The organism is Bdellovibrio sp. ZFWA1 (assembly GCF_056175665.1).
The window spans coordinates 1840384-1866592 of the sequence record NZ_JBJKJH010000001.1; the positions used below are offsets into that span (position 1 = coordinate 1840384).

The window sequence follows — 26209 nt, forward strand, 5'->3', positions numbered from 1 at the left end:
TTAGACTTTGATTCTAGTGTTAACTAGAAATAAATTTTCTCTTATCGATTTAAAAAGCGCATCCGTAAAGGATATCCGGTCTATTTTTTCTTTGGCGCAAAAGTTTAAAAATCAAAATGACAGTCTATTATTTAAGGGTCGCACGGCGGCCCTTTTGTTTTTTGAGGCCAGCACTAGAACTCGTATGAGTTTTGAAACTGCGGCAGTTCGGTTGGGACTCCATCCGTTGATTTTAAGTGGAAGTCAGGCCAGTAGCCTGGAAAAAGGCGAGAGTCTCGAGGATACGGTTTTCAACGTTGCGGCAATGGAGCCAGCAGTAATAGTTATTAGAACTGGGTCTCAGCTAAACTTAAAAGATCTTCAACTAAAAATAGATATTCCAATATTGAATGCGGGTTGGGGGCCCTTCGGGCATCCGACGCAGGCTTTGTTGGATATTTTCACTCTTGAATCTAAATTGGTTTCAGTTCAAGGCTTGAAGCTTTTAATTGTCGGAGACATTAAACATAGTCGAGTTGCAGCTTCTCATTTTGAATTGGCTCGAATCTTAGGTTATCAGGTCGCTATTTGTGGTCCGTCCAGTTTTTTATTTTCTGAGGCGACGGCTCAAGAGTGCGGTGTTCAGATATTTTCAGATCTTCAAATGGCTCTTGGCTGGTGTGATGTTGTGATGTGTTTGCGGGTGCAAAACGAGCGACATTCAAAAGGAGCAACCGATGCAACCGAAGATTTTTTTCTATATCAGTTGACCTCGGATCATGTGGATAAAAATAGTCACATACGTGCGGTGATGCATCCGGGGCCAATAAATCACGGAGTCGAGATGGCAACCGAAGTTGTACATCATTCTAAATCAGTCATTTTGGATCAAGTGCAATCAGGTGTTTATGTCCGTCAGGCCCTGCTTTGGATGTCTCAAAATTATGAATCTTTAAAAGAGGAAAATGTATGAGCCGAGCTTTTTTGATTCTTGAAAGTGGTGAGTGTTTTCCTGGAAAGTGGCACGGGGGTTCGGACCGTGCAGGTGAAGTTGTATTCAACACTTCGCACTCAGGTTATCAAGAAATTGCGACAGATCCCTCGTATCAAAATCAAATTGTAGTTATGACGGCGCCCATGCAGGGAAATTATGGTCTTCATCCGGAAGACGTTGAAAGTGGTCGTTATTGGATCGAGGGCTTTATTTCTTTGCAAATTCAAGAAAGCGCTCGTGACCGAAGCTGGGTGGCTTCTTTAGCCGAAAGTGAGATACCAGTTGTCAGTCAGATTGATACTCGTACATTGACTTTGCGCCTACGAAGCGGCGGAACTCCCTGGGGGGCTTTGGTAAAGGCGAGCTCCGAAGGTGAAGCTCGCGATAAAGCAGCTGTTTTAATTAGCTCTAAAAGAAATTTAGATAAAGATTGGGTTTACCGAGCCTCTTGTAAAGAGTCTTACGTGATTCCGGGTAACTATGCTTTAGGACCTAAAATCGCGGTCTTGGATTTCGGTTCAAAACAAAATATTTTGCGAGAGCTTGCAAGTCTAACCAGAGAGCTGGTGGTTTTTCCAAGTCGATCCTCGGCCGAGGCGATTCGCTCTGCGGGAGTGCAAGGGCTGATGTTGACAAACGGTCCAGGGGATCCTTCTGATGTTCAGGTTGCGACGCAGACGGTACAGCAGCTTTTAGGGAAAATGCCGATATTTGGAATCTGTATGGGTCATCAGATTCTATCTCTGGCCTTGGGTGCAAAAACATACAAAATGCCTTTTGGTCATCGGGGCAGTAATCATCCCATTGAGGACCGAATTTTGAATAAAGTCTATGTGACTAGCCAAAACCATGGTTATGCAGTTGATGAGGCCACGTTGCCCGAAGGGGTGCGTGTGACCCATCGCAACTTGAATGATCAAACTGTGGCAGGAATTTATAGTGAAAATTTAAACTGTTTAGGGATACAATATCACCCTGAAGCATGTCCAGGGCCTCGCGAGGCGCAGGACCTATTCAGGTTTTTTACTGAAAAAATGATTCCCTAAACAGAGAAGATATATGGCAGCAGGCATTGAAAAAAACGCATACGAGATATTAATAGATAAAATTTTGAATCACTTTGTAAAAGGTGTTTATCAAGACGAGCTTTTAATCGCGAAGAAAGAGTTTTTTGAAAACTCTGGGACTTTAGATGAAAACTCAGAACATTTTGAATCTCGGATGTCTCAATTTTACGATTGGTATTTTTTCACTCGCGAATTAGCGGGCCACGTAAAAACGCCTCTTGAAGCATGTACACTCGAGCGCGAATTGCGATTTGATGATTCTGAATTGAAATTGTTGGAAGTTCTAAAAGAACATCGTCACTCGTTGTTTGAGTTTATCAAGCTAAAAGGCAGTGACGTTTATTTACGAGATTTATTGGCAGATAAAAAGATCGTCGTAAAACAAAGTCCTTGGGTTTATGGATTTGACCCCGACGAGATTTTTGAAGCTCGATTGATTCCTCATGAGGGAAGCTGGGTTTTTGCGCGTGGATTTTGTTTTCACCCGGAATCGGCTAAGAAATTTATTTTGAGTGAAGTGAAAAAGCATCGCAAAGATCCAGATTTAAATGTCGATCAATTGATGCTTCGACTTGTTAAAATGAGATATAAATTTGAACAGTATCGCCATGTGAAGCCCGAAATGATTTATTCCAACGAGGGTAAACTGGGTTTATAAAAAGGAGTTTTCAATGCCTCGACGCCATGACCTTAAAAAAGTTCTGATCATTGGATCTGGACCCATTCAAATAGGCCAAGCGTGTGAGTTTGATTATTCTGGCACTCAGGCCTGTAAGGCTCTGATGGCCGAGGGACTAGAAGTTATTTTGGTGAATTCGAACCCCGCCACGATAATGACGGATCCTGAAATTGCGACAAGAATCTATGTGGAGCCTTTAAAGGCTCCTTTTTTAGAAAAAATCATTGAAAAAGAAAAGCCAGATGCTGTGATCCCCACTCTTGGTGGACAGACGGCGTTGAATTTAGCCTTGGATCTTCATGCTCAAGGAGTTCTGCAAAAACATGGAGTTCAACTTTTGGGGGCAACTCCTGAAGTGATTAAGGCTGGCGAGGATCGAGAACTTTTTCGCGGTCTCTTGGATCGCATTGGAGCTAAGTATCCGAAGTCCCATCTTGTTCGCACTTACGAGCAGGGCTTGAATGTTGCCGACGAACTCGGCTATCCGCTTATTTTACGTCCTAACTACACCCTGGGGGGTGGCGGGGGCGGTATTGCATACTCTCCGGATGAGTATAAGGCGATGTTAATCGGTGCTTTGCACGAGAGCCCCACATCAGAAGTTCTGGTCGAGGAAAGTATTCTTGGTTGGAAAGAGTTTGAACTTGAGGTGATGAGGGACGTTGCCGGAAGTTTTGTTGTGGTCTGTACTATTGAAAATTTTGATCCATGCGGTGTTCACACGGGTGACAGTATCACAGTGGCTCCTCAGCAAACCCTTTCAGATCGTCAGTATCAAGATATGCGTGACGAGGCCATGAAGATTATCGAAGGGGTTGGAATTCAAACGGGCGGCGCGAATATTCAGTTCGCAGTTCACCCTCAGACTGGGGAGCGTGTTGTTATCGAAATGAATCCTCGAGTCAGTCGTTCTTCTGCTTTGGCGTCTAAAGCGACCGGGTTCCCCATTGCGAAGATCGCGGCACTTCTTGCTGTTGGATATCGTTTGAACGAGATAACAAACGATATCACGAAAGTGACACCCTCTTGTTACGAACCTGCATTGGACTACGTTGTTACTAAGATTCCGCGTTTTGCGTTCGAAAAATTTGCTGGGGCCAAAGATTCACTGACCACTCAAATGAAATCGGTCGGTGAAGTGATGGGAATTGGGCGCACTCTTCAAGAATCTTTCATGAAGGCTTTAGCCAGTCTTGAAATGAGTTCAGAAGCTATTCCCGATGTGGAATATAAAACTGAAAAAGTTTCTTATCCAAATAGTCAAAGAATTTGGCACATTTTCCAAGCGTTCCGGGAAGGGAAATCGGTAGAAGATATTGTTGATCTTACTAGAATTCATCCTTATTTTTTAGAGCAAATTCACGCAGTCATTGAAATTGAAAAAGCTCTGAAGTCTTCGGCGGCGAGTCTGTCTAAGGACCTTCTGTTAATAGCAAAAAGAGCCGGAATGACCGATGCAAGAATTGCCAAATTGACTGTGAAGTCTGAATCAGAAATAAGGCAGCTGCGCAGGACCTTCAATTTGCATCCCGCCTACTTCCAGGTCGATACTTGTGCTGGCGAGTTCGCAAGTTCTACTCCTTATTTTTACTCTACTTACTGGAGCGAAAATAATGAGGCGCGGCCTTTGCCTGAGGCTGTGTTGATTATCGGTAGTGGACCTAATCGAATTGGACAGGGAATCGAATTTGACTATTCTTGTGTCAGGGGAGTTAAAGCCTTTCGGGCCTCGGGTAAGAAAGTGATTATGGTCAATTCGAACCCCGAGACAGTCTCGACGGACTATGATACATCGGATGTTTTGTTCTTCGAGCCATTAACGCTAGAAAGTGTCGAAGCTATATTGGCGCATATGAAGCCCCTCGGATTTGTTGCTCAGTTAGGTGGACAAACACCGATCAACTTGGCGCACTCGCTGGTCGAGCGCGGCTATCACTTGTTGGGATCTTCTTTACAAACAATAGATTTGGCAGAGGATAGAGGGCTTTTCGCTCGAATATGTAAAGAACTTGAACTTGAAATTCCGAATTCAGGGATGGCCTGTGATTTAGAGCAAGCTAAACTATTAGAGCCTCAAGTGGGTTATCCAATGATTTGCCGTCCAAGTTATGTTTTGGGTGGGCGTCGAATGGAAGTGATTGAAAGTCGCGAAGAACTTGTCTCGTACTTTGAACGGCATAAGGAATTTATCACTAAAGAGCGTCCTTGTTTGATGGATCAGTTTTTGGCCGGAGCTTTAGAGGTTGATGTAGACCTAGTTCGGGGAGCTGATTGGGTTGTTGTTGGTGGTGTTGTCGAACATATTGAGGCAGCGGGCGTGCACTCGGGTGATTCAATGGGAGTATTGCCGCCTCAGCGTCTGAAGCCTGAAACGTTAAAGAAAATCGAAAAAGATTCGTGCCGTTTGGCCGAGCGATTAGGAGTTATTGGGCATTTGAATCTTCAGCTCGCTATTAAAAATGACATTATTTATGTTCTAGAAGCCAATCCACGCAGTTCACGGTCGGTACCCTTCATTGTTAAGGCAACGGGCATTCCTTTAATTGATCTTGGTGTTGCGGCAATGTTGGGTAAAAAATCAACGGAGCTTCAATTAAGTCATTTGAATTGGAGGAATATAAAATCAGTAGCGGTTAAAGGTGTTGTATTCCCGTTTAAAAAATTTCCAGAGGCGGACTCTATCTTGGGTCCGGAAATGAAGTCCACCGGTGAAAGTATGGGGCGAGGCAGGGACTACTCCGAGGCTCTGATGAAGGCAATCTTGTCTTCCAATACAAAGCTTCCTACTAGTGGAGAGGTGTTTTTATCTTTAAGGGATAAAGACAAAGAGCCACTTTTGCCTTTGATTCAGGAACTGGTAAATTTAGGTTATCGTATTTCTGGGACGTCGGGAACGGCGCAGTACTTTAACGAAAGAAATATTGATTGTTTACCACTAAAAAAAGTGGATGAGGGGCGACCGCATTGCGTAGATAGAATTCGATCGGGTGCTGTGGCATTCGTTATTAACACAACAACTGGACGCAGGTCTATCGAAGCAAGTTTTGATATTCGAAGAGCCTGCACTGATTATAGTATTCCATGTATGACGGAAAGTGATGCTGCCGAGGCTTTCGTATTAGCTTTAAAGAAAGCTATTCGAGGAGGCTCAGAGGTATCTGCTCTTGCGTCCATGGAGGCATTTTGAAACTTCGATCGCTAGTTTGCAGTTTGTTTTTGTTGAGTTCAATTTCGATGGCATGGGCCGCTGATGCGCCGACGGAAATAGTCTTTGGATTTTTTCCAGCGGGCAACCCTCAAAAGCTGACGACTGAAAGTTTGGATTTTGCTAAAGAGCTGCAAGCTAAACTTCAGGTGCCAGTATCGATCTACGTGGCTAAAGACTATGGTGCCTTGACTAAAGCGTTTCGAGATAAAAAGGTAGATTTTGCTTTTTTTACGCCCTTTGTGTTTGTTGATCTAGAACGAGAGAAGCGGGTTAAGGTTTTGTTGAAAAAAGTGTGGGATACCGACGTCTATTTTTCATCTGTTATTGTTAAAAAAACATCTAAGTTTAAAAAAATGTCTCAGTTAAAAAATGCTAGAATTGCATTTGTTGACCAGTATTCGACTTCAGGCTTTCTGTATCCATCTCGGGAATTAGCAAAGTTGGGTTTTAAAGCAAGTGATTTTGCAAGTATTCAGTTTGCAGGTTCGCATAAGGCCGCGGTCGAGTTGTTAGATCAAGATAAGGTCGATGCTATTGCGGTGTTTGCGGATGATGCAAAATCAAAAGTCTCAGCGGTTCATCACTATGGAAAAAATGGAAAAGATTATTTGGTGTTGTGGACTAGCGAGGCCATCCCGAATGATCCATTGTGTGTCCGAAATGATTTTTATGATAAATATGCGCGAACCACTCATGATGTGATGTTTGCGTTGGTTGAAATGGCCGAGGAGAATGTTAAAACCAACAAATGGGGAGAGGTTTTAGGGGCTCGAGCTCTTGTTCCGGCTACGAGTCGTCACTACGATGGAGTCCGAACGATCATTCAATTGCCCGGTCTCGATGGGGTTAAATATTAAAATGATTAATGTCTGATGTGGCTTGAACTTCGCACGGTTCATGCTAGCATTGCTTCATGTTTGCACTGGAAGTAGAACATCTAAGTAAATCATTTAAAGGGGGCCTTTTTAAAAAAGATGCCCACGTTTTAAAAGATATCAGCTTTAAAGTAAAAGAAGGAACCACTACAGGATTCGTTGGGGTCAACGGTTCGGGTAAAACAACTTCTTTGAAGTGTATTATGCAATTTATATTTCCCGATCAGGGACAGATTCTTTTTTATGGAAAGCCTTTAGATCAGCAAAGTCGTCAACGGATCGGATACCTTCCTGAAAGACCTTATTTGTATGAATTTTTAACTGGAGCTGAATTTTTAAAATTACACTGGGACCTGTGGGGAAAAAGTTCATTGCCGACAGAGTTTAATACAGCAATGTCCGAGGCTCTTGAGAGGGTTAATTTGACTCATGCCAAAGATAAAAAGCTTCGTACTTATTCAAAGGGAATGTTGCAGCGAATTGGTATTGCTCAAGCTATTTTGACCAAACCAGATTTTATTATTTTTGACGAACCCATGTCAGGCCTTGATCCCGACGGTCGCTTTTTGGTCAAAGAAATTTTACGAGAAGAGCAATCGAGGGGAGCAACGATTTTCTTTAGTTCTCATTTGCTTCAGGATATGGACGAGCTCTGTAGTGATTTGGTTGTTATCGAGAAGGGACAGATTGCCTATTCTGGAACCTTGAGTAATTTTAAAATGGGTAATACGGGACTTGAGGCTGCATTCGAGGCGTACCGCAAAGGACATTTAATTCCATGAGACTATTAGCATTGGTAAAAAATGTTTTAAAAGAGCTTTTGCATGAGCGGGTTTACTTGGTGGGCCTAATGGTGGCGTTTTTGATGGTTGGAATGTCATTAATTTTAGGGGAAATGACTTTTGCTGAAGCAAACAAAATTATCGCCGATTTTGGATTTTTAGCGGTGTTTCTTATTATCCAGTTTATCACTATTTTTTCTGGTGCATTTGGAATGCAAAAAGAGATGGAAAAGCAGACTCTTTTATTGATGTTGGCCCGCCCAGTTTCCCGATCAAGTTTTTTGCTGGCGCGATTTTTGGGGGTAACTCTTTATAACTTAGTGATCACGCTGGGGCTTTCTTCGGTGGTTTACTTTCTATTGAAAGGGTCTTCTATCGAATTTTTAAAAGTGCAAGCCGTGGGCTTTGTTTTGTGGGCTCAGACGGTGGCAATTCTAGGATTCGTGTTCATGTGTGCCCAGGCGGTAAGGCCATCGCTCGCAGCGGGAATGGCTGCAGTCGTGTTGTTGTTGGGGCATTGGCTTGGAGATTTAAAGTTCTTCGCGATTAAAAGTGGCCAAGTTTCGTTCATGTTGGCTGTTGATGCTCTTCACTGGGTTGTGCCTCATTTTTATAAAATGAATGTTAAATCCTGGTATGCCGTCAGCGAGGGTATACCAGTGGAGGTGGGCGTTTGGGCGTTAGCGCAATGTCTTGTCTGGGCAGCTATGACTTTCTGGATAGCGACGATTTCATTTAGGAGAAAAGATCTTGTCTGATTTACTTTTAGCGGGAGACGCTTGGTTTTATACAGTCTTTTTTATTTTTGGTTTGTTACTAGGCAGCTTTGGTAATGTTGTTATTTTGCGGCTTCCAGCAGAAAAAAGTGTCGTTTTTCCGGGTAGTGCATGTCCTCAGTGTGGTCAGCCTATCCGTTGGTTCGATAATATTCCAGTTGTATCTTGGGTCCTCCTCCGAGGTAAATGCAGACAATGTAAAGTCGGAATCAGTCCTCGTTACCCATTAGTGGAAACTATTATGGGGATCTTGTTCGCTTTAAGTTATCATTATGCCGGCTTTAGCTGGACCTTGTTGGAATATCTTTTATTTAGCTTTGGATTGGTCGTTTGTACTTTTATCGATTTCGATCACATGATTTTACCGGATGAGTTTACACTTTCGGGAATTGTGATTGGCTTGGTCGGCGCAGCTTTTAATCCCGATCGCAGCTTTTTAGAAGCCTTCTATGGTGTGTTGTTCGGGGGGGGATTTTTGTGGGCTTTAGCCTGGATCTACTTCCTTTTGACTGGCAAAGAGGGAATGGGCGGCGGAGATATCAAACTGCTGGCTTGGATTGGTGCAGTGATTGGATGGAAGGCGATTCCTTTTGTGATCATGTCATCGGCAATTATTGGTAGTGTTGTAGGTTTAGTTGCAGCTGCAAGGTCTAAAGAAGGTCTATCGACGGCGATTCCTTTTGGTCCTTGGCTAGCCTTAGGTGCAGTTCTTTATATTTTCGGCGGGCAGACAATTGCCGATTGGTATTTTTCATTATTTCTTCCTGGCCTTAACTAGACCAGACCTGTTTGGCACGCCTTTGACATTCTAGTCAGTGGGTTCGATAATTTATTAGGACCTGCGTCTAACGACAAGGGTCGAGAATGGACCCAGGACGGCAACCAGGAAGTGGCAACAGGATGTTCTTTAAATCGAATAAAGTCATTGGACTTGATATTGGTACAACATCTATCAAGCTCGCAGAGCTCAGCGTCTCCAGAAATGGAGCGACGTTAGAGTCATTTGCGATGGTTCCAACCCCCGCAGGCTCTGTGACCGGTGGAGAAATTCATGATATCGCATCGGTTGCCATGGCAATCCAATCAGTCGTTCAAGAGGCAAAAACAAAGACGAAAAATGTCTCTACAGGAATGTGGGGGACTGCGGTCATTGTTAAAAAAGTAACAATGCCTCGCATGGATAAAAAGCTCATCAAAGACCAAATTCGCTTTGAGGCCGAGCAGTATATTCCTTTTGATCTTTCAAATGTTTCGTTAGCGTATCACGAGCTACAAACCAATGCCTCCCCCGAGTCGATGGATGTTCTATTGATCGCAGCCCAAAATGAACTCGTGGTGCAATATTCTCAAGCTGTAGAGGTTGCGGGAATGAAGTGCTCTGTCTTAGATGTCAGTGGGTTTGCTCTTGCAAATACTTTTGAATTTAACTACGGACGTTTACCCGAGACCGTTGGTCTAATTAACTTTGGCTCTACGATCACTAACTTTGTAGTAATTCAAAATGGTGACGTTGTTTTTTGTAGGGACATTTTAGTTGGTGGAGCTAACTTCACCAACGAAATTCATAAAGCACTTGGAGTTACAGTTCCTGAAGCCGAGGCACTAAAAATGAGCGCAAGTGCCGGGCGAGAAGTTCCGGATGATGTTCACAGTGTTTTAAGTCAAACTAATGAAGCCGTTGCTGAAGAGATTCGTAACGCAATTGATTTCTTGGGAGCAACGACAAACGGAGTCTCGATCAATCGATTTTATTATTCTGGTGGGGCTTCCTTCACTCCTGGATTGGTCGATACCATTGTCAGAACAACAGGTATTGCATGTGAACCGCTGTCTCCTTGGATGAAAATCAAAGGGAATCCTAAAAAAATCGATCTCCAATATATGGAGCAAGTGACTTCGTTTTCACCAATTGCCTTGGGCTTGGCTTTACGTAAGGCAGGTGATTCATGATTCGAGTCAATCTGTTACAGGGCAATGCCTTATCGAGTGCTGGGCTAGGAAGTCTTGGGAGTGTCGATAATGTTCTGATTCTTTCCCCGGAAGAAAATCGAAAAGAAGCCCTAAAAAGAATCGTGATTTTGGTGATGTTTCCAGCGGCCTTGTATTTCTACGAGCAGCAGTCATTGCCAGATTTATATTCGCAGTTGGCGAATATAAATAACGAGACAAGTACGTTGGCGACTGAAAATGGTCAGAATCAAGAGACTGTCGAGCAAATTAAGAAGATCCAAGAAAGCCAGGCCGTCGTTGAAAAACGAGTGGAGTTGGTTCGCAGAATTAACAGCGAAAAAGGCAAAGAAATCCGAGTTCTTGATTTATTCCAAAATGTGATCCCAGAGACAGTCTGGTTCCGTGAATTGGATTATAAAGACGGCACATTTTCAATCAAGGGATATGCTCTAAGTGATGCTGATATCTCGGCGTTTGTGGAATCATTAAGTAAATCTGTTCATTTCTTTTCGGTTAATTTAGTGAGTTCTGCAGAAGAAAAGATTGAAGACAATACGGTTAAAAGTTTTGAAATCAAATGTTTAACCGAGCAACCAAAGACGAAAGAGGGAGGCTAGGATGAATGAATTACTGGAAAAATTAGCCATTATTCCTCTGCAAAATATTTTGGGCGCGGGTCTTGTTTTGGGCGGCTTGTATTACTTTATGATGTATGACGATGGATCAGCCATCCAGGGGCAGATTCAGCAAGCACAGCAGACTCTTGAACAAGAGCGTACAAAAAATGCGGACTATAAAAAGACTTTGGAAGAAAAAAAGCGCCTTGAAAGCCAACTGCGCGATTTAGGAAGTAAGCTTATCGAGTTAAGTCAAAAGCTTCCCAGTGAATTGCCGACAATCGAGCTTTCAAAGACAATTGATCAGGTAGCTATTGAGACTGGTGTTAAAATTAAAAGTAAAAAGCCCGGAGACTCATCAAAGTTAGACATTGTCGAAGAGGTTCCAATCGAAATCACTCTGGATGGTAGTTACTCAGAGCTAGGGACTTTTATTTTTAAAATTTCAAAATTAGATCGAGTGACTCGAGTGAAGTCTTTTAAGATTGATGTCGGCGAAGATAAAGGTGCTAAAAAGCTACGATTTGAAGGAACAATTGCGGGTTATCGCATGCTAGAGGAAAAGAAAAAGTGAAGAATTTAAGGTGGATAATGACATCTTTGTTTTTTGTAAGCATTGCGCTCTGGGGAGCCTTCGCTTTAAGTCTTCATTTTGTCACGCCAGTTCATGCGGAAGTTATTCCTGATGATGTAAAAGCAGATGTTCCCGCGGTGATGCAGCAGGAAGTTCCGGATGGTGCAACGGCTGGTGTTGAAGCGTCATCGCCAATTTCTGCGAAGGCGGCTGTTTCCGCTGGGGACGATGGCTTTATTTATGATCCTTCAGGTAAGCGGGATCCATTTAAGCCCTATCGAAATATTCGAGCGACTTTTGATGCCGCTAAAGATCGTGCTGTTCAAGATAAAGATTTAGAGCCTTTAGAACGTTATGATCTGGAAAAGCTTCAGGTTGTGGCGATTTTATGGGAAGTGCAAAGTCCCCGAGCGATCTTACGAACGCCTGAGGGCTCGACACATACTATTGTTAAAAATACTAAAGTTGGAAAAAATTTTGGACGAGTCGTTGCAATTCGTGAAGGGGAAATTGTCATTCAAGAAAAGATCTTCAATGACGGGGTTCCTAAGTATGAAATTAGAACGCTTGGATTGAAGTGAGCCAGGAGGGTCTTGTGAATAGAATTATCAAACTCATGATTATTGGGGCTTTGATTCTTCAAGGGTTGGGTTGCGCAAGCAAATCCACAGAAGACGATTTGTCATTAGACGAGGCTCCCTCGGCATCGTCGGCATCAGCCGGAGATGGACAGGATGATTTTGGTGACGAATTAGATTCAGCGCAATCAGAGCAAGCGGCATCGGAGCAAGCGGATGAAGATTTAGCATTGGATGATCAAGCTTCATCGCAAAAGACAGCTGAAAGTAAGCCTGCCGAGCAGACACCGCCTCCGCCTACCGATGATCCGTTCGCCGAAGCGCCGATGACGGACTTGTCAGAGTCGAATAAGACTGAAACGCCAGCTCCACCTTCAGATGTCGCAGAGGTCTTGCCTCCGGGCGCTGAAGAACCATTAACGAATGAGCCAGCTCCAATGGTTGAATCAAGTAAGCCAGTAGAGATTACGGGGCTTAAATTCCAAGCTAATGAATCTGGCGGAACAATTTTAATTGAAAGCAATGGACCTGTTAATTTTACGACTCGAACTAATCCAGAATTACGCCAATATATAATCGAAGTTGAAAATGCCATTTTGCCTGCAAAACTTAAGCGTAATTTGAACACAAAGGATATTCGCGGAAGTATCGGCGCTGTTGATGCCTATCAAAATGCTGGATCGTCGACTGCACGTTTTGTGATTCAACTACGTGAAGGAGTTGCAGAGCCGGCTGTTCAGCAAGAGGGTAACACTCTGCTTGTTGTGGCATCATCTCCGGCGGCTAAGCAAAATGTAGCGAATCAAGGTGATACGACAATTTATGATAGCGAGTCAGATCCGAACTCAGATCTTCAGGATGCCAACGTTCTATCGAGCTATACGCTGTCGGACTATTTAGCTGGAAACGTAAAATTCTACGGGAAACGTATTTCTTTGGAAATGAACAGTATGGATATTCGTGAAGCCCTTCGTTTTATTACTGACGAGAGTGGTCTGAATATGGTCATTTCTGACGAAGTTAAGGGCTCTGTAAGTATGAAGCTCCGTCAAGTTCCTTGGGATCAAGCGCTTGTGGTTCTGATGAAAACAAAGAACTTAGGTTATACTCGTCAAGGTAATGTTCTTCGCATCACCACGATGGAAGAACTTCTTAAAGAAGAGGACCGCGCGGCCAAGTTAGTTTCTGACAAGAAGAAGCTAGAGACTTTAAAGGTACGCATGTTCCCAATTAGTTATGCAAAAGTGGATGAGCTAGAAAAAAAGATCAAAGACTTTTTGACCGAGCGTGGTCGTGCAGTGGGTGATGTGCGTACAAATGCTTTGGTTGTGACGGATACAGAAGAGTCCCTATCTAAAGTGGCAAAATTGATCGAAAGCTTGGACGTTCAGCCGCCGCAAGTTCTAATTGAGGGAAAAGTTGTCGAAGCGAAAGAATCCTTCCAGCGCGATATCGGGATTGCATGGGGGGCTTCAGGCCAGACGATCAAGCTGGGACAATCTCGTCGGGGCCCTGTTAATATGACTCCGTCGTTGAACGTGAACCAGGGGGCCATCGGTGCAGGAAACTTGGGAATCACGTTGAACGTGGGGACATTCGATATTTTTGGAGCATTAAATGCGGCCCTTTCTTTGCGTGAAAGCGAAAGTGTTGTGAAAGTGCTATCAAGTCCTCGAATCATGTCGATGACAAATGAGACGTCGGTAATTACTCAAACCTCCGAGGTTCCAGTTCGTACAACGACGATTACAAACGGGACGCCACAGGTTTCGTATCAATTTAAGCCGTTAACTCTAAAATTAGAAGTTACTCCTCAGATAACGGCCGATGCTTCGATTATAATGAAGATCAATATCTCTCGGCAGTTTAAGGGGGCCGTTGTTGATCAAAAAGAAGGGACTTTCGAGGTCAATTCTAGGGAAGCTAATACAAGGGTTTTAGTTAAAAACGGACACACGGCCGTTATTGGTGGGATTTACACGAATGAATCCACAGAGGGCGAGCAAGGAGTTCCAGGACTTCGTAAATTGCCTCTTGTGGGGGGGCTGTTCTCGGCTTCAACTAAAACAAAAGATAAGTCGGAAATGCTGATCTTCCTGACGCCTAGAATTGTTGGGCAGGCGGATAGTGGTGGAAAATCTCAAACAAGTGACTTTTAATAGGGGCTAAGATGACTTTAAAAATAAGAAAATTTTTGATGATCTCGATGGCTTCTCTTTTGGTGCCAGCTTGCGGTGCTGTCCAAGAGGAAAGTTCTGACGCTGCAATTACTTTGTTAAGTAAAAAGGTCTACTTGCTTCCGGGAACATCGACGAGCTGCAAATCGATTGCGGATGGTTTGGCTGCTGGATCGGCTCCTTCTGCAGATATCACCGGCAAGTACTTTTCATTGAAAAATCTGGTTTTTACGTGGAATGGTGATACGAACTTTAATATTGCCTACGTGAAGGTAAGTTTTAGCTCAACATTTATTCAAATCTCCGATGTCATTTTCGCTGAAGATCAGTTGGCTCCGGCTGCTGGTGTTGCGGCAGGGGGCGCTGGTTATACCTACAATCCTTCTCTCTATAACGGAGGGGTGATTGCGCCTTCAACGTCGTTGACTTTGCAGTGTCCTTTAAAAATCGGCGGAATCTCTATTCCAACAGAGTTGAATCAAGAGTTTCAAATCAATGCCAAGGTGACCTTGGTTGGCTTCTACACCTCGGGGACGACCGAGATTCCAACATCTACATCTCAAGAATTTACCCTTATTAACACAAAAGAGTAGGGCAACACCCTGCTCTTGGCTTGCTCTAGGGGCGCTCATGGGCTAATTCCAGTTCATGGATTTGTTTGCCCAAAATCAAAAAGCTCTGGCTCCTTTATCAGAAATTCTGAGGCCTAAGACCTTGGACGATGTCATCGGCCAAGAGAAGCTCATTGGTCCTCACTCACGTCTTGGAAAGTTGTTGCGAGCTGGGCATATTCCCAGCATGATTCTTTGGGGCCCTCCGGGGACTGGTAAAACCAGTTTTGCGTTGGCATTGGCGCAGCAAGCAGGTGCTCATTTTGAATCTATAAACGCAGTGGACTCTGGCGCTAAGGTGTTACGGGAAAAAGGCGAAGCGGGACGGGATCGTCGGCTTCAATTGAATCAGAAAACCCTTCTTTTTGTGGATGAAATTCATCGATTTAATAAGGCTCAGCAAGATGTTCTTTTGCCTTTTATGGAAAAGGGCGATTTGATTTTAATTGGAGCCACAACTGAAAATCCCTCTTACGAGTTGAATCGGGCGCTATTAAGTCGAACGCGTGTTTTGGTATTTGAATCCTTAGAGCCTCGGCATCTGCAGATGTTAGTAAAAAAAGCCGAGCATCAAATGGGAACTTTGCTATCTGATTTTTGTGCTCAGGAAACTATTGAGCAAATATTGAGTTATTGCGACGGAGATGGGCGAAGATTGTTAAATGCTCTAGAAATTTTATGGACTTATCATCAGGTTTCCCCTGCGGAAAAGATTTTACCGCAAGATTTAAGCGAGATTTTGGCGGTGGCTCCTCGGGCTTACGATAAGAACTCCGAGTTTCATTACGATGTGATTTCGGCCTTCATCAAAAGCTTAAGAGGGAGCGATGCTGATGCTGCCGTCTATTATTTAGCTCGTATGTTGGACGGTGGCGAAGACCCTGTATTTATAGCAAGAAGGCTTGTGATATCGGCGTCGGAAGACGTTGGTAATGCCGATCCTCGAGCTATTTCGGTGGCAATTGCGGGTTTGCAGGCGGTCGAAGCTATTGGCTTGCCCGAGGCGGCCATCACGCTTTCGCAGGTGGCGACATATATTGCCAACTGCCCAAAAAGCAATGCAGCTTACATGGCGCTGAACAAGGCTAAAGAACTTGTTCAGCGTACGGGTTCTTTGCCGGTTCCTCTTCATTTGAGGTCTTCGAAGACAGCTTTAGCTAAAGAGCTTGGTTATGGGATAAACTACAAATATCCACACTCTTTCCCCAAGGGGTGGGTTGAGCAGGACTATCTGCCTGAGTCACTAAAGGATACTGTTCTTTATGAGCCGAAAAAATGGGGATTTGAGAAGACAATCTCAGAGTTCGTCGAGTGGTTAAAAAAATAAAAAAAGGAAGAGGTTGCCTCTTCCTTTTTTTATTAAGTCCTCTAGTTATTATTAAGGATCTTTGAGTTTGCTTCTTTCGCTTTTAGATAGCACGGCTTCCGCAGATGCAGACGCAGGTTTGATTGCCCTGAGCAACATGAGAGTGTCGGGTGTTTGCAGGAATCTCGATCCTATCTCCTGGGCGCAGAAGGAATTGGTTGCCAGAAACGGAAAAAAGTAACTCGCCTTCAACAATAATTCTAATTTCATAGAAAGGATGTCTGTGCTCTTTGACCTTAGCTGAAGGTTCATAGATTTCTTCGAAGGGCTCGAGTCCTTCATTTTCTAAAATCAGAGCGGCTTGCTGCTTTGAGGGAACAAGGGGGGCCTGCCATTTTGTAACTATCATGGAAATTATCTCCGCTGGAATGAAAAGGGCTTCTTGAAAAAAGCTCGATTAGTTATCCCAGAACGAGACAATCTATTCAAGAGTCTTTTGAGGTTGGCGCGGAACTCCGCTTTGTTTAGATCACTCTGAGACGTTTTGGTTTTTCAGCAACAATGCTGAAGGCTGGTTTATTATTTAATTTAAAAAAAACGTTAAGTCCTCTTTTTCATCACCGATACCTCCTCATGTGAGTTATTCCCTACAGGAGGGTCCATTGAGTAATTCTAAGACTAGATCGACACTAGCCAATACCGACAGCATCTTGAATTATGTCGATTCATCAAAAGGATTAAAAGCCCGGACGCTTGAGAACGGCAGAATTGCTGTTACTCAGACGGTGGATGCGAAGGTTTTCACCTTCCAACCGCACGATGTGACCGAGGTCCTTCAGCGAACAGATGGTGACGGAAAGCCTTTCTTGCAGGTGAACTTTAAGAGCAATGTAAAAGTTCTTCTGACGGATAATCTGGTTGGGTTTAAACCCTCAGAGATTATCGGTCTAGATATGTCTCGAATTCCGAAGGTTGTAACAACGCCAGACCTTAAGAGTGTATTTGAGGCTGTTGAAGAAAGCCTGGGCGCTGATTCTGGTTTGGATCACGAAGCTGAGATTTTAAAGAGAGTTCTTCAGGCCATTTTGACGGGCGCAGAAAAGGCGGGCTTTGATTTGCCGTCCGAGCGCGCCTGGTTTAATAGACTCGCTGCGTCCAGATTCCAGGCTTCGGCGTAATTCAGTCCTTTCAATAATTTGCAAAATTCTCTGTTTGCTTTTTAAGCAAGAAAAACAGGGGATTTTTGCATTTTTTAGGGCTTTTTTAAAAAAATATAACAAGACAGTTGACGTTGAGGTCGTTTTGAGCGAAAACAGCCGAACTTTAGCACGCACTGGGGGCATAGCTCAGCTGGGAGAGCATCTGATTTGCATTCAGAAGGTCGCAGGTTCGATCCCTGTTGCCTCCACCAATCTTGCTAAATCGTTCAAATGACTGTGTTTTAAAATTTGTTAAATTTTTTTAAAAAAAGTTGTTGACACGAAAAAGGCTCTTGCGATAAAACTTGAGACCTTGTTCCGATGAAAAGTCGGTTCAAAACTGAATCGTTCTTTGAAAACTGAATAGCTAGAATATAAGATTTTTGGGCTCTTTGAAAACCGCAAGGTTTTCACAATTTCAAATTATAAAAAAACCCAGAATTAGATTTTTAAAAGCTAGTTTTGTGGGACAGAATTTAAACTGGAGAGTTTGATTCTGGCTCAGAACAAACGCTGGCGGCGTGCCTAATACATGCAAGTCGAACGGGGAAAGCCTTCGGGTGAGTACTAGTGGCGCACGGGTGAGTAACGCGTGGATAATCTGCCCTCGAATGGGGAATAACTAGTCGAAAGATTAGCTAATACCGCATAAGACCACGACTACTGAGGTAGTTGAGGTCAAAGGAGCAATTCGTTTGAGGATGAGTCCGCGTAAGATTAGCTAGTTGGTGAGGTAACGGCTCACCAAGGCGATGATCTTTAACTGGTCTGAGAGGATGATCAGTCACACTGGAACTGAGACACGGTCCAGACTCCTACGGGAGGCAGCAGTAGGGAATATTGGACAATGGGGGCAACCCTGATCCAGCGACGCCGCGTGAGCGATGAAGGCCTTCGGGTCGTAAAGCTCTGTTGTAAGGGAAAAAGTTCTGATTGTACCTTACGAGAAAGGATCGGCTAACTTCGTGCCAGCAGCCGCGGTAAGACGAGGGATCCTAGCGTTGTTCGGAATTATTGGGCGTAAAGCGGGTGCAGGTGGCCTTGTAAGTCGAGTGTGAAAGCCTAGGGCTTAACCCTAGAAGTGCATTCGATACTGCGAGGCTTGAGTGTTGGAGAGGCTATTGGAATTCCTGGTGTAGTGGTGAAATACGTAGATATCAGGAGGAATACCGGAGGCGAAGGCGGATAGCTGGCCAAACACTGACGCTCAGACCCGAAAGCGTGGGTATCAAACAGGATTAGATACCCTGGTAGTCCACGCTGTAAACGATGGATACTTGTTGTTGGAGGTATTGACCCCTTCAGTGACGAAGCTAACGCGTTAAGTATCCCGCCTGGGGAGTACGGTCGCAAGATTAAAACTCAAAGAAATTGACGGGGGCCCGCACAAGCGGTGGAGCATGTGGTTTAATTCGATGCAACGCGAAAAACCTTACCTAGGCTTGACATGTACTGGAAGACTGGCAGAAATGTCGTCGCCTTCGGGCCGGTACACAGGTGCTGCATGGCTGTCGTCAGCTCGTGTCGTGAGATGTTGGGTTAAGTCCCGCAACGAGCGCAACCCCTGCATTTAGTTGCCAGCATTCAGTTGGGCACTCTAGATGGACTGCCGGTGTTAAACCGGAGGAAGGTGGGGATGACGTCAAGTCCTCATGGCCCTTATGCCTAGGGCTACACACGTGCTACAATGGTAGTCACAAACTGAAGCGAAGTCGCAAGATGGAGCAAATCGGAGAAAAGCTATCTAAGTTCGGATTGGTCTCTGCAACTCGAGACCATGAAGTTGGAATCGCTAGTAATCGCGGATCAGCATGCCGCGGTGAATACGTTCCCGGGCCTTGTACACACCGCCCGTCACACCATGAAAGTTGGTTGTACCAGAAGTCGCTGCGCTAACCGCAAGGAAGTAGGCGCCCAAGGTATGGTCGATGATTGGGGTGAAGTCGTAACAAGGTAGCCGTAGGGGAACCTGCGGCTGGATCACCTCCTTTCTAAGGAATGTTTTTATGAACTTTTAGTTCATACAATCCTAGGTCAACGCAAACATAGTTTTTGCGTGAGTCCCAAAAATCTTCTAGCTGTTTAGTTTTGAGAGAGCGAAGGCGAGGGCCTGTAGCTCAGTTGGTTAGAGCACACGCTTGATAAGCGTGGGGTCGGAAGTTCGAGTCTTCCCGGGCCCACCAATATGAGTCGCTCGAAAAAGTTTTGTATTTTAGTTCTTTGACAATTGAATAGATTGATTTAATTGATTTTTAGCGAGGTTAGTTCCAATTTTTAAAGCTACAAAGAGCTTGTGGTGGATGCCTAGGCACTAAGAAGCGATGAAGGACGTGGTAAGCTGCGATAAGCTTCGGGGAGTGGCACACACACTTTGATCCGGAGATTTCCGAATGGGGAAACCCACCTTTTAATAGGTATCTTTAGCTGAATACATAGGTTAAAGAAGCGAACCAGGGGAAGTGAAACATCTCAGTACCCTGAGGAAAAGACATCAAACGAGATTTCCCTAGTAGTGGCGAGCGAACGGGAAGAAGCCCAAACCTTGATCATTAATTTGATTGAGGGGTTGTGGGACCGCGATGTGAGACCCGAGAATATAGAGTAACAGTCTGGAAAGTCTGGCGAAACAGGGTGACAGCCCCGTACTCGAAATGTTCAGAGGCTCTAGCGGTATCCCGAGTACCACCAGGCACGTGAAACCTGGTGGGAATCTGGGGGGACCACCCTCCAAGGCTAAATATTCCTTAGTGACCGATAGTGAACAAGTACCGTGAGGGAAAGGTGAAAAGAACCCCGAGAGGGGAGTGAAATAGAAACTGAAACCGCAAGTTTACAAGCAGTGGAAGCGCTTTATATGCGCGACCGCGTACCTTTTGCATAATGAGTCAGCGAGTTATCTTTGCATGCGAGATTAAGCCGTTGCAGGTGTAGTCGTAGCGAAAGCGAGTCTGAATAGGGCGTTTAGTATGCAGGGATAGACCCGAAACCCGGTGATCTAACCATGGCCAGGCTGAAGCGAGGGTAACACTTCGTGGAGGGCCGAACAAGTTGAGGTTGAAAACTCTTTTGATGAGCTGTGGTTAGGGGTGAAAGGCCAATCAAACTGGGTGATAGCTGGTACTCCTCGAAATATATTTAGGTATAGCCTCAGGTAAAATTTATGACGGAGGTAGAGCACTGGATGGGCTAGGGGTCTTTACCGGATTACCAAACCCAAATAAACTCCGAATGCCGTACATAACTACCCTGGGAGGCAGACGTAGGGTGATAAGGTCATGCGTCGAGAGGGAAAGAGCCCAGACCAACAGCTAAGGTCCCTAAATACATGCTAAGTGGAGAACGTTGTGGGGTTACTTTGACAACTAGGAGGTTGGCTTAGAAGCAGCAATCCTTTAAAGAAAGCGTAATAGCTCACTAGTCTAGTGACCCTGCGCGGAAGATACAACGGGGCTAAGCATGTTACCGAAGCTTTGGATTGTCGTAAGACAGTGGTAGAGGAGCGTTCTAGTGTAGGCTGAAGGTTGACCGGTAGGACAGCTGGACGAACTAGAAGTGATCATGCTGACATAAGTAGCGTTTAACTCGAGTGAAAAACTCGGGCGCCGAAAACTCAAGGGTTCCTGGGCAAGGATAATCCGCCCAGGGTTAGTCGGGTCCTAAGGCGAGGCCAATTGGCGTAGTCGATGGCAAAATGGTTAATATTCCATTACCGATCTCGGATTGCTAAAGGAATGACGGAGTAGGATATCTCAGCCTGTTATCGGATTCAGGTGTAAGCGTGTAGGTGGTGTCGTAGGCAAATCCGCGGCACATAACACTGAGGCGCGAATGCGAGGGGTTTACCCCAGAAGTGAGAAAAACCATGCTTCCAAGAAAAGTTTCGTTAGTTTAAGAGATCGCCCGTACCGTAAACCGACTCAGGTGAGTGGGGTGAATATCCTAAGGCGATGGGGTGAAATTTAGTTAAGGAACTCGGCAACTTAACACCGTAACTTCGGGAAAAGGTGTGCCCGCGTAAGTGTAAGGACTTGCTCCCCAAGCTTATTCGGGTCGCAGAGAAATGGGAGTAGCGACTGTTTATCAAAAACACAGGCATGTGCAAAGTCACAAGACGAAGTATACATGCTGACGCCTGCCCGGTGCTGGAAGGTTAAGAGGATTAGTTAGCGCAAGCGAAGCTGAGAATCGAAGCCCCAGTAAACGGCGGCCGTAACTATAACGGTCCTAAGGTAGCGAAATTCCTTGTCGGGTAAGTTCCGACCTGCACGAATGGCGTAACGACTTCTCCGGTGTCTCAACTAAATGCCCCGCGAAATTGAACTCTCGGTGAAAATGCCGAGTACCCGCAGAAAGACGGAAAGACCCCGTGAACCTTTACTGTAGCTTGGCAGTGATTTTAGAGTCGTCATGTGTAGGATAGGTGGGAGACTTTGAAGCAGGGACGCCAGTCCTTGTGGAGTCAACCTTGAAATACCACCCTTGTAGACTTTGAAATCTAACTTGCTCCCTTCAACAGGGAGAAGGACACTGTCTGGTGGGCAGTTTGACTGGGGCGGTCGCCTCCCAAATAGTAACGGAGGCGCGCGATGGTACCCTCAGCCTGATTGGAAACCAGGCGTCGAGTGCATTGGCATAAGGGTGCTTGACTGCGAGACCTACAAGTCGAGCAGGTGCGAAAGCAGGCCAAAGTGATCCGGTGGTCCCGCGTGGAAGGGCCATCGCTCAACGGATAAAAGGTACTCCGGGGATAACAGGCTTATTCCATCCAAGAGTCCATATCGACGATGGAGTTTGGCACCTCGATGTCGGCTCATCACATCCTGGGGCTGGAGCAGGTCCCAAGGGTTTGGCTGTTCGCCAATTAAAGTGGTACGCGAGCTGGGTTCAGAACGTCGTGAGACAGTTTGGTCCTTATCTTCTGTGGGCGTATGAGATTTGAGTAGACCTGTCCTTAGTACGAGAGGACCGGGATGGACGAACCTCTGGTGTTCCTGTTGTCGCGCCAGCGGCACGGCAGGGTAGCTATGTTCGGAATGGATAACCGCTGAAAGCATCTAAGCGGGAAGCTAACTACAAGATGAGATCTCACTAGGCTTCGGCCTCTGAAGGACCCTCGGAGACTACGAGGTTGATAGGCGGAAGGTGTAAGTGCAGTAATGCATTCAGCTGATCCGTACTAATAGTCCGTGCGGCTTTTTTATTAATTATTTAGGAACTATTCCTTTAGCTAAAAATCAGTTAAATCAATCATTCAAGAATCAAAAAAACTATTTAAAATTTAAGCTTTTTGCTGGTGTTTTTAGCAGCGGGGCCACACCTGATCCCATTCCGAACTCAGAAGTTAAGTCCGCTTGCGGCGATGGTATTGCACGGGCAACCGTGTGGGAGAGTAGCACAATGCCAGCTCCTTTTTTAAACCACTTATCGAAAGATAGGTGGTTTTTTTTTTTGCCTTTTTTATACCCAATAAATAAATACTGAAATTAGATTTGGTCGATTGGCTACTCTTTGTGAATTTCTTCGAGGTAAATATTTCGACCTATTTCAAATATCTTGTTTTTCTTGTTCATTAAGCTGGCTTGGATTACTAGGCCTGGCTTTTTATCGTCGGGAATATCGAAGATCTCAAGCTCTAAGGAAATTTCTGAGCCTGGTTTACTGGTCAAATTGGGTTTATGTTTTTCAAGAAGCTTTTTGGCTGTTTCAGAGTTAATGGAGTAAGTCACAGTGCCTATAGAAGCCCACTCTTTAGGTAGCTGATTAGAACTTTGAAGGGCTTTGAAGTCCCTCTCAATAATAAGGCCAAGCCTTTGGGAGTTGTCTGCTAGTTTCCATTCCACTATATTTTGGACTTCTTCATTAGCAAAGGTAGCTAAAAGAACCGCGCCTATAATGAGTACGGCACCAAGGATTTTTAACATCGCTTTATTCCTTCTGGTTGTTTAAGGAGTCGAAGGACTCCTAGTCTTTGTTCTTCATTTTATTATTCTATGACTTGGTGGTTGTCGCAATTTGAGACAGTAGAGGAATTTTAGGAACTAGACCCTTTTTAAGAAATATAAAAAATCCTAAGCAGTGCCTTTTTTGGGAACCGCAAATGAGCGGTTTGCTTAAGGTTTTGACGCTAATTAGTTAAGCCGATTAATTAAAAACTAAATAGATTCATGTATTTAGCTGGCTATCTGTGTTTGGCATGGACATTGGATATAACAGTGTTAGCGAGGTAGCTTTATGAAAACACTAGCGCAATTGGCTGCGGCTTCATTTTTAGTAGGGATTTATGTCGGATGTTCTCCGGTCAAATTCTCGTTGGATGAAGACAAATGTAAAACAGCTGGTGAAAACTGTGTTGTCGAGAACAATCTGTACACCTTTGACGATATTAAAGAAGCAAGTGCCGGTAAGGTTGATATCCTTATTGTTAATGATAACTCGGCTTCAATGTCATTTGAGCAGAAGGCCCTTGCTAATCGATTTTCTGGATTTATTCAGGCTCTTGAAGCAAGAAGTGCTGATTATAGAATAGCAATGACAACAACTGATGTTCATGTTGATGGTGATGGCAATGATCCACGCCCGATCAACGGTGCTGGGACAATTCAAAATGGAAATCTTCTGAGCTTTGGTGGATACGCATACTTAACGAAAGACATATCTAATCGTGTAAGTCTATTTAACTCGACGGTTGTTCGCCCTGAGACTCGTCAATGTGAGGATTTTATTGCAAATTGGATTAGAAATAATGGAGTTGCAAGTACCGAGAATAGCTCTGAGTATGCTCGACAGTACAAAGCTAATTGCCCATCTGGCGATGAACGTGGTGTTTATGCGGCGACGTTGGCAATTCAAAACAATCCGTCAAGTTTCATTAGAAAAGATGCTCACTTAGCGGTCATCTTTTTATCTGACGAAGATGTTCGGTCTCAACTTTATTATTACTCGGGATATGGGTTAGCAAATCTAGATCAACCGGCTACCTTGGTATCTACTTTTACAAGCAAATACGGTACTGGAAAAGGACTGAGTGTTCACGCGATCACGGTGAAAGACTCCTCTTGTCTTGCGGAACAAAACAATCAAGTTTTAGGAAATCCCGCAGTGGAAGCGACAAGAGGCTTTGTTCAAGGGACCTTCGGAACTGTTTATCAGACATTTACCAATCAAAATTGGGGTAAGTCGGTAAGTATCTGTTCTTTGAACTATACTAATGAAATTGGAGCCATCAGCACTGATATCCTTCAACGAATTGATGGGATCACTTTGAATTGTTCAGCTCCGATTGACTTGGTAGTATCTGCAGCTCCAGGAAGTGCCGCGGCTCTTCCATCATGGACTCGTGTTGGTAAACAGATCAAGTTTGCTACAACATTGACTGCGGGTACAAAGGTTCGTGTTGCTTATAAGTGTTCGAAGCTCGACTAAGTTCGCTTATTTAAGCTTAGCGATTTGATAATTAAAACGATTTTTAGAATTAAGTTTTGTTCCTGACCCCGATTTGATTTGGACACCCAACCCAGGGGGTCTTTATGGAAGTAACGTCTAGCAGACGGAAAGTATTTACACAGGAAAAGAAGCAATTAATCATCAAAGAGCACTATTCGCAGGGAATTTCCATCCCCGTACTTGCCAGGAAATATGGGGTTCATGCTATCACTCTCTATAGTTGGAAGAGGCAAATGAACCACAAAAAAGACGAATCACCAGTCAATGCGGAATACATCCAAAAGCTGATCGAAGAAAACGACAAGCTCAAAGCTGAGAATCAAAATCTCAAAGCCAAGGTTGGTGAGTTGGCGATCAAGAACGACATCTTGAAAGATGGTCTGGAGATCGTCCAAAAAAAAGCGATCTTAAAAGCACTTCAACCGCCAAAGAAGTCAAAGCGCTTGATCGGTATGAAGTAACCCACATCGCGGAAGCCTTCGAAATCAGTCGAAGTTCACTTTACTACGAACCAGTTTCTCAGGAGGAAATTGGCATGCCTCGCTTTTACCAAAAATCGGAAGATGAAGTAATTTTAAAAGAAATCAAAAGTGTTATCGCCATCAGATCAACTTACGGTTATCGCCGAGTTACCACGATGGTGAATCGCCAGAGGTCTCTTGACGGTCGCAATAAGATCAATCGCAAGCGTGTTCAGCGAATCATGCGTATGAATGGCCTTTCACTGCCACAAACATTGCCGCAGCAGAAGCGACCACATACGGGCGTGGTAATGACAATGTTTCCAAACTTGCGTTGGTGTTCGGATGGAATGGAAATCCGTTGTTTTAATGGCGAAAAAGTTTTCGTGGCATTTGCCTTGGACTGCTGTGATCGAGAAGCTTTTGCTTACGTCGCTAGAACCGAGCCACTGTCTGCCGACGACATCGAAGAGCTAATGGTTAAAGCTGTTGAAGCGAGATTTGGTGAGTCGTTGAGATGCCCTAGGGAGATCCAGTGGTTGTCAGATCGTGGGTCAATTTACAGAGCGAAATCAGTAAAGGATCTTGGTAAAGAATTGAACCTACAATGCTGCTACACCAGAGCATACAGTCCAGAGTCCAACGGTATGGCCGAAGCCTTCGTTAAAACAATTAAGAGGGATTACGTTTATCAAGCAGACTGCGACAGTGCAGAGACGGTTCTTAAGCTTTTACCGCAATGGTTTGCTGACTATAACAACGTCGCTCCGCACTCAGCCCTTGGCATGAAGAGCCCGGTCGAGTATAAGGAGTCCGTGAACTTTTAAACCGTGTCCAAAAAATCGGGGTTCACTCCAGTTTTAAATCACACTGTCTAATACTTTGACGAAAAACCGAAATTTCCCTTTCGGTTTTTTTGTCTTTTATCAATTC

General features: G+C 44.5%; 21 protein-coding genes, 2 tRNA genes and 3 rRNA genes. 24 read left to right on the forward strand and 2 right to left on the reverse strand.

All coding sequences use genetic code 11. The features are described 5' to 3' along the window. Positions 1 to 16 precede the first annotated feature (16 nt). The 15 genes from AC04MN_RS09000 to AC04MN_RS09070 all read left to right on the forward strand — a co-directional run bounded on the left by AC04MN_RS09000 (position 17) and on the right by AC04MN_RS09070 (position 16194). A complete protein-coding gene (locus tag AC04MN_RS09000; protein WP_475382969.1) occupies positions 17 to 952 on the forward strand; it encodes an aspartate carbamoyltransferase catalytic subunit in 936 nt (311 codons plus the stop codon). Then, entirely contained in the window at positions 949 to 2019 is a 1071-nt protein-coding gene (carA, locus tag AC04MN_RS09005; RefSeq protein ID WP_475382861.1) for a glutamine-hydrolyzing carbamoyl-phosphate synthase small subunit, read from the forward strand. Before AC04MN_RS09000 ends, carA begins: the two co-directional genes overlap by 4 nt. Positions 2020 to 2032: 13 nt before the next feature. Continuing rightward, positions 2033 to 2698, forward strand: a complete 666-nt coding sequence (locus AC04MN_RS09010) for a DUF7986 domain-containing protein (RefSeq protein ID WP_475382862.1) — start codon at positions 2033 to 2035, stop codon at positions 2696 to 2698. 13 nt (positions 2699 to 2711) lie between these two features. Further along, positions 2712 to 5906: a carbamoyl-phosphate synthase large subunit gene (carB, locus tag AC04MN_RS09015; protein ID WP_475382863.1), complete on the forward strand. Its 3195-nt coding sequence runs from the start codon at positions 2712 to 2714 to the stop codon at positions 5904 to 5906. Further along, positions 5903 to 6784 (forward strand): phosphate/phosphite/phosphonate ABC transporter substrate-binding protein, encoded by an 882-nt coding sequence (locus AC04MN_RS09020; protein ID WP_475382864.1) that lies wholly within the window; start codon positions 5903 to 5905, stop codon positions 6782 to 6784. The genes carB and AC04MN_RS09020 overlap by 4 nt, the downstream gene beginning before the upstream one ends. A gap of 56 nt (positions 6785 to 6840) precedes the next feature. Then, positions 6841 to 7584, forward strand: a complete 744-nt coding sequence (locus AC04MN_RS09025; RefSeq protein WP_475382865.1) for an ABC transporter ATP-binding protein — start codon at positions 6841 to 6843, stop codon at positions 7582 to 7584. After that, complete coding sequence (locus AC04MN_RS09030) at positions 7581 to 8342, forward strand: ABC transporter permease (protein ID WP_475382866.1); 762 nt, start codon at positions 7581 to 7583, stop codon at positions 8340 to 8342. Before AC04MN_RS09025 ends, AC04MN_RS09030 begins: the two co-directional genes overlap by 4 nt. Further along, positions 8335 to 9138, forward strand: a complete 804-nt coding sequence (locus tag AC04MN_RS09035; protein ID WP_475382867.1) for a prepilin peptidase — start codon at positions 8335 to 8337, stop codon at positions 9136 to 9138. Before AC04MN_RS09030 ends, AC04MN_RS09035 begins: the two co-directional genes overlap by 8 nt. 86 nt (positions 9139 to 9224) lie before the next feature. Beyond that, on the forward strand, positions 9225 to 10310 hold the full coding sequence (pilM, locus tag AC04MN_RS09040; RefSeq protein WP_475382868.1) for a type IV pilus assembly protein PilM: 1086 nt from the start codon (positions 9225 to 9227) through the stop codon (positions 10308 to 10310). Then, on the forward strand, positions 10307 to 10927 hold the full coding sequence (locus AC04MN_RS09045; protein ID WP_475382869.1) for a PilN domain-containing protein: 621 nt from the start codon (positions 10307 to 10309) through the stop codon (positions 10925 to 10927). The genes pilM and AC04MN_RS09045 overlap by 4 nt, the downstream gene beginning before the upstream one ends. A gap of 1 nt (position 10928) precedes the next feature. Next, positions 10929 to 11501 carry a type IV pilus inner membrane component PilO gene (locus AC04MN_RS09050; protein WP_475382870.1) on the forward strand — a complete coding sequence of 191 codons (573 nt, stop codon included), beginning with the start codon at positions 10929 to 10931 and terminating at the stop codon, positions 11499 to 11501. Between the two features lie 17 nt (positions 11502 to 11518). After that, positions 11519 to 12082, forward strand: a complete 564-nt coding sequence (locus AC04MN_RS09055; protein WP_475382871.1) for a pilus assembly protein PilP — start codon at positions 11519 to 11521, stop codon at positions 12080 to 12082. A 14-nt stretch (positions 12083 to 12096) separates the two neighbouring features. Beyond that, on the forward strand, positions 12097 to 14238 hold the full coding sequence (locus AC04MN_RS09060; protein ID WP_475382872.1) for a type IV pilus secretin PilQ: 2142 nt from the start codon (positions 12097 to 12099) through the stop codon (positions 14236 to 14238). An 11-nt stretch (positions 14239 to 14249) separates the two neighbouring features. Further along, positions 14250 to 14849 (forward strand): hypothetical protein, encoded by a 600-nt coding sequence (locus AC04MN_RS09065; RefSeq protein WP_475382873.1) that lies wholly within the window; start codon positions 14250 to 14252, stop codon positions 14847 to 14849. Positions 14850 to 14904: 55 nt separating this feature from the next. Continuing rightward, positions 14905 to 16194, forward strand: a complete 1290-nt coding sequence (locus tag AC04MN_RS09070; protein WP_475382874.1) for a replication-associated recombination protein A — start codon at positions 14905 to 14907, stop codon at positions 16192 to 16194. Between the two features lie 82 nt (positions 16195 to 16276). Here the strand turns inward: AC04MN_RS09070 and AC04MN_RS09075 are convergent, their stop codons facing one another. Next, positions 16277 to 16582: a cupin domain-containing protein gene (locus AC04MN_RS09075; protein WP_475382875.1), complete on the reverse strand. Its 306-nt coding sequence runs from the start codon at positions 16580 to 16582 to the stop codon at positions 16277 to 16279. Between the two features lie 253 nt (positions 16583 to 16835). Between AC04MN_RS09075 and AC04MN_RS09080 the strand changes: the two genes are divergently transcribed. The 6 genes from AC04MN_RS09080 to rrf all read left to right on the forward strand — a co-directional run bounded on the left by AC04MN_RS09080 (position 16836) and on the right by rrf (position 22778). Further along, the gene (locus tag AC04MN_RS09080) at positions 16836 to 17351 is read left to right on the forward strand and encodes a hypothetical protein (protein WP_475382876.1); all 516 of its coding nucleotides are present in this window, start codon (positions 16836 to 16838) and stop codon (positions 17349 to 17351) included. Positions 17352 to 17508: 157 nt separating this feature from the next. Continuing rightward, a tRNA-Ala gene (locus tag AC04MN_RS09085) sits at positions 17509 to 17584 on the forward strand. Between the two features lie 266 nt (positions 17585 to 17850). Further along, a 16S ribosomal RNA gene (locus AC04MN_RS09090) occupies positions 17851 to 19363 on the forward strand. Positions 19364 to 19478: 115 nt separating this feature from the next. Beyond that, a tRNA-Ile gene (locus tag AC04MN_RS09095) sits at positions 19479 to 19555 on the forward strand. A 90-nt stretch (positions 19556 to 19645) separates the two neighbouring features. Continuing rightward, positions 19646 to 22573 (forward strand): 23S ribosomal RNA (locus tag AC04MN_RS09100). Between the two features lie 88 nt (positions 22574 to 22661). Next, positions 22662 to 22778, forward strand: a 5S ribosomal RNA gene (gene rrf, locus AC04MN_RS09105). Together the 16S, 23S and 5S rRNA genes with 2 tRNA genes alongside form the textbook arrangement of a ribosomal RNA operon. 95 nt (positions 22779 to 22873) lie before the next feature. On the opposite strand, the gene AC04MN_RS09110 is transcribed toward rrf, so the two are convergent. Beyond that, positions 22874 to 23293, reverse strand: coding sequence for a hypothetical protein (locus AC04MN_RS09110; RefSeq protein ID WP_475382877.1), 420 nt, complete (start codon positions 23291 to 23293; stop codon positions 22874 to 22876). Between the two features lie 310 nt (positions 23294 to 23603). Here AC04MN_RS09110 and AC04MN_RS09115 point away from each other — a divergent pair, with 310 nt between their 5' ends. From AC04MN_RS09115 to AC04MN_RS09125, 3 genes are all read left to right on the forward strand, one after another. Next, positions 23604 to 24794 (forward strand): hypothetical protein, encoded by a 1191-nt coding sequence (locus AC04MN_RS09115; RefSeq protein ID WP_475382878.1) that lies wholly within the window; start codon positions 23604 to 23606, stop codon positions 24792 to 24794. A 104-nt stretch (positions 24795 to 24898) separates the two neighbouring features. Beyond that, entirely contained in the window at positions 24899 to 25276 is a 378-nt protein-coding gene (locus AC04MN_RS09120; protein ID WP_475381949.1) for a transposase, read from the forward strand. A gap of 23 nt (positions 25277 to 25299) precedes the next feature. After that, on the forward strand, positions 25300 to 26103 hold the full coding sequence (locus AC04MN_RS09125; RefSeq protein ID WP_475382956.1) for an IS3 family transposase: 804 nt from the start codon (positions 25300 to 25302) through the stop codon (positions 26101 to 26103). Positions 26104 to 26209 lie beyond the last annotated feature (106 nt).

Excerpts from the sequence above, each read along its gene's own strand:
- AC04MN_RS09055 (WP_475382871.1), top strand. The coding sequence starts at position 11,519 with ATGACATCTTTGTTTTTTGTAAGCATTGCGCTCTGGGGAGCCTTCGCT.
- AC04MN_RS09115 (WP_475382878.1), top strand. The coding sequence starts at position 23,604 with ATGAAAACACTAGCGCAATTGGCTGCGGCTTCATTTTTAGTAGGGATT.
- pilM (WP_475382868.1), top strand. The coding sequence starts at position 9,225 with ATGGACCCAGGACGGCAACCAGGAAGTGGCAACAGGATGTTCTTTAAA.
- AC04MN_RS09050 (WP_475382870.1), top strand. The coding sequence starts at position 10,929 with ATGAATGAATTACTGGAAAAATTAGCCATTATTCCTCTGCAAAATATT.
- AC04MN_RS09030 (WP_475382866.1), top strand. The coding sequence starts at position 7,581 with ATGAGACTATTAGCATTGGTAAAAAATGTTTTAAAAGAGCTTTTGCAT.
- carA (WP_475382861.1), top strand. The coding sequence starts at position 949 with ATGAGCCGAGCTTTTTTGATTCTTGAAAGTGGTGAGTGTTTTCCTGGA.
- AC04MN_RS09075 (WP_475382875.1), bottom strand. The coding sequence starts at position 16,582 with ATGATAGTTACAAAATGGCAGGCCCCCCTTGTTCCCTCAAAGCAGCAA.
- AC04MN_RS09045 (WP_475382869.1), top strand. The coding sequence starts at position 10,307 with ATGATTCGAGTCAATCTGTTACAGGGCAATGCCTTATCGAGTGCTGGG.
- AC04MN_RS09120 (WP_475381949.1), top strand. The coding sequence starts at position 24,899 with ATGGAAGTAACGTCTAGCAGACGGAAAGTATTTACACAGGAAAAGAAG.
- AC04MN_RS09065 (WP_475382873.1), top strand. The coding sequence starts at position 14,250 with ATGACTTTAAAAATAAGAAAATTTTTGATGATCTCGATGGCTTCTCTT.
- AC04MN_RS09025 (WP_475382865.1), top strand. The coding sequence starts at position 6,841 with ATGTTTGCACTGGAAGTAGAACATCTAAGTAAATCATTTAAAGGGGGC.
- AC04MN_RS09110 (WP_475382877.1), bottom strand. The coding sequence starts at position 23,293 with ATGTTAAAAATCCTTGGTGCCGTACTCATTATAGGCGCGGTTCTTTTA.
- AC04MN_RS09010 (WP_475382862.1), top strand. The coding sequence starts at position 2,033 with ATGGCAGCAGGCATTGAAAAAAACGCATACGAGATATTAATAGATAAA.
- carB (WP_475382863.1), top strand. The coding sequence starts at position 2,712 with ATGCCTCGACGCCATGACCTTAAAAAAGTTCTGATCATTGGATCTGGA.
- AC04MN_RS09070 (WP_475382874.1), top strand. The coding sequence starts at position 14,905 with ATGGATTTGTTTGCCCAAAATCAAAAAGCTCTGGCTCCTTTATCAGAA.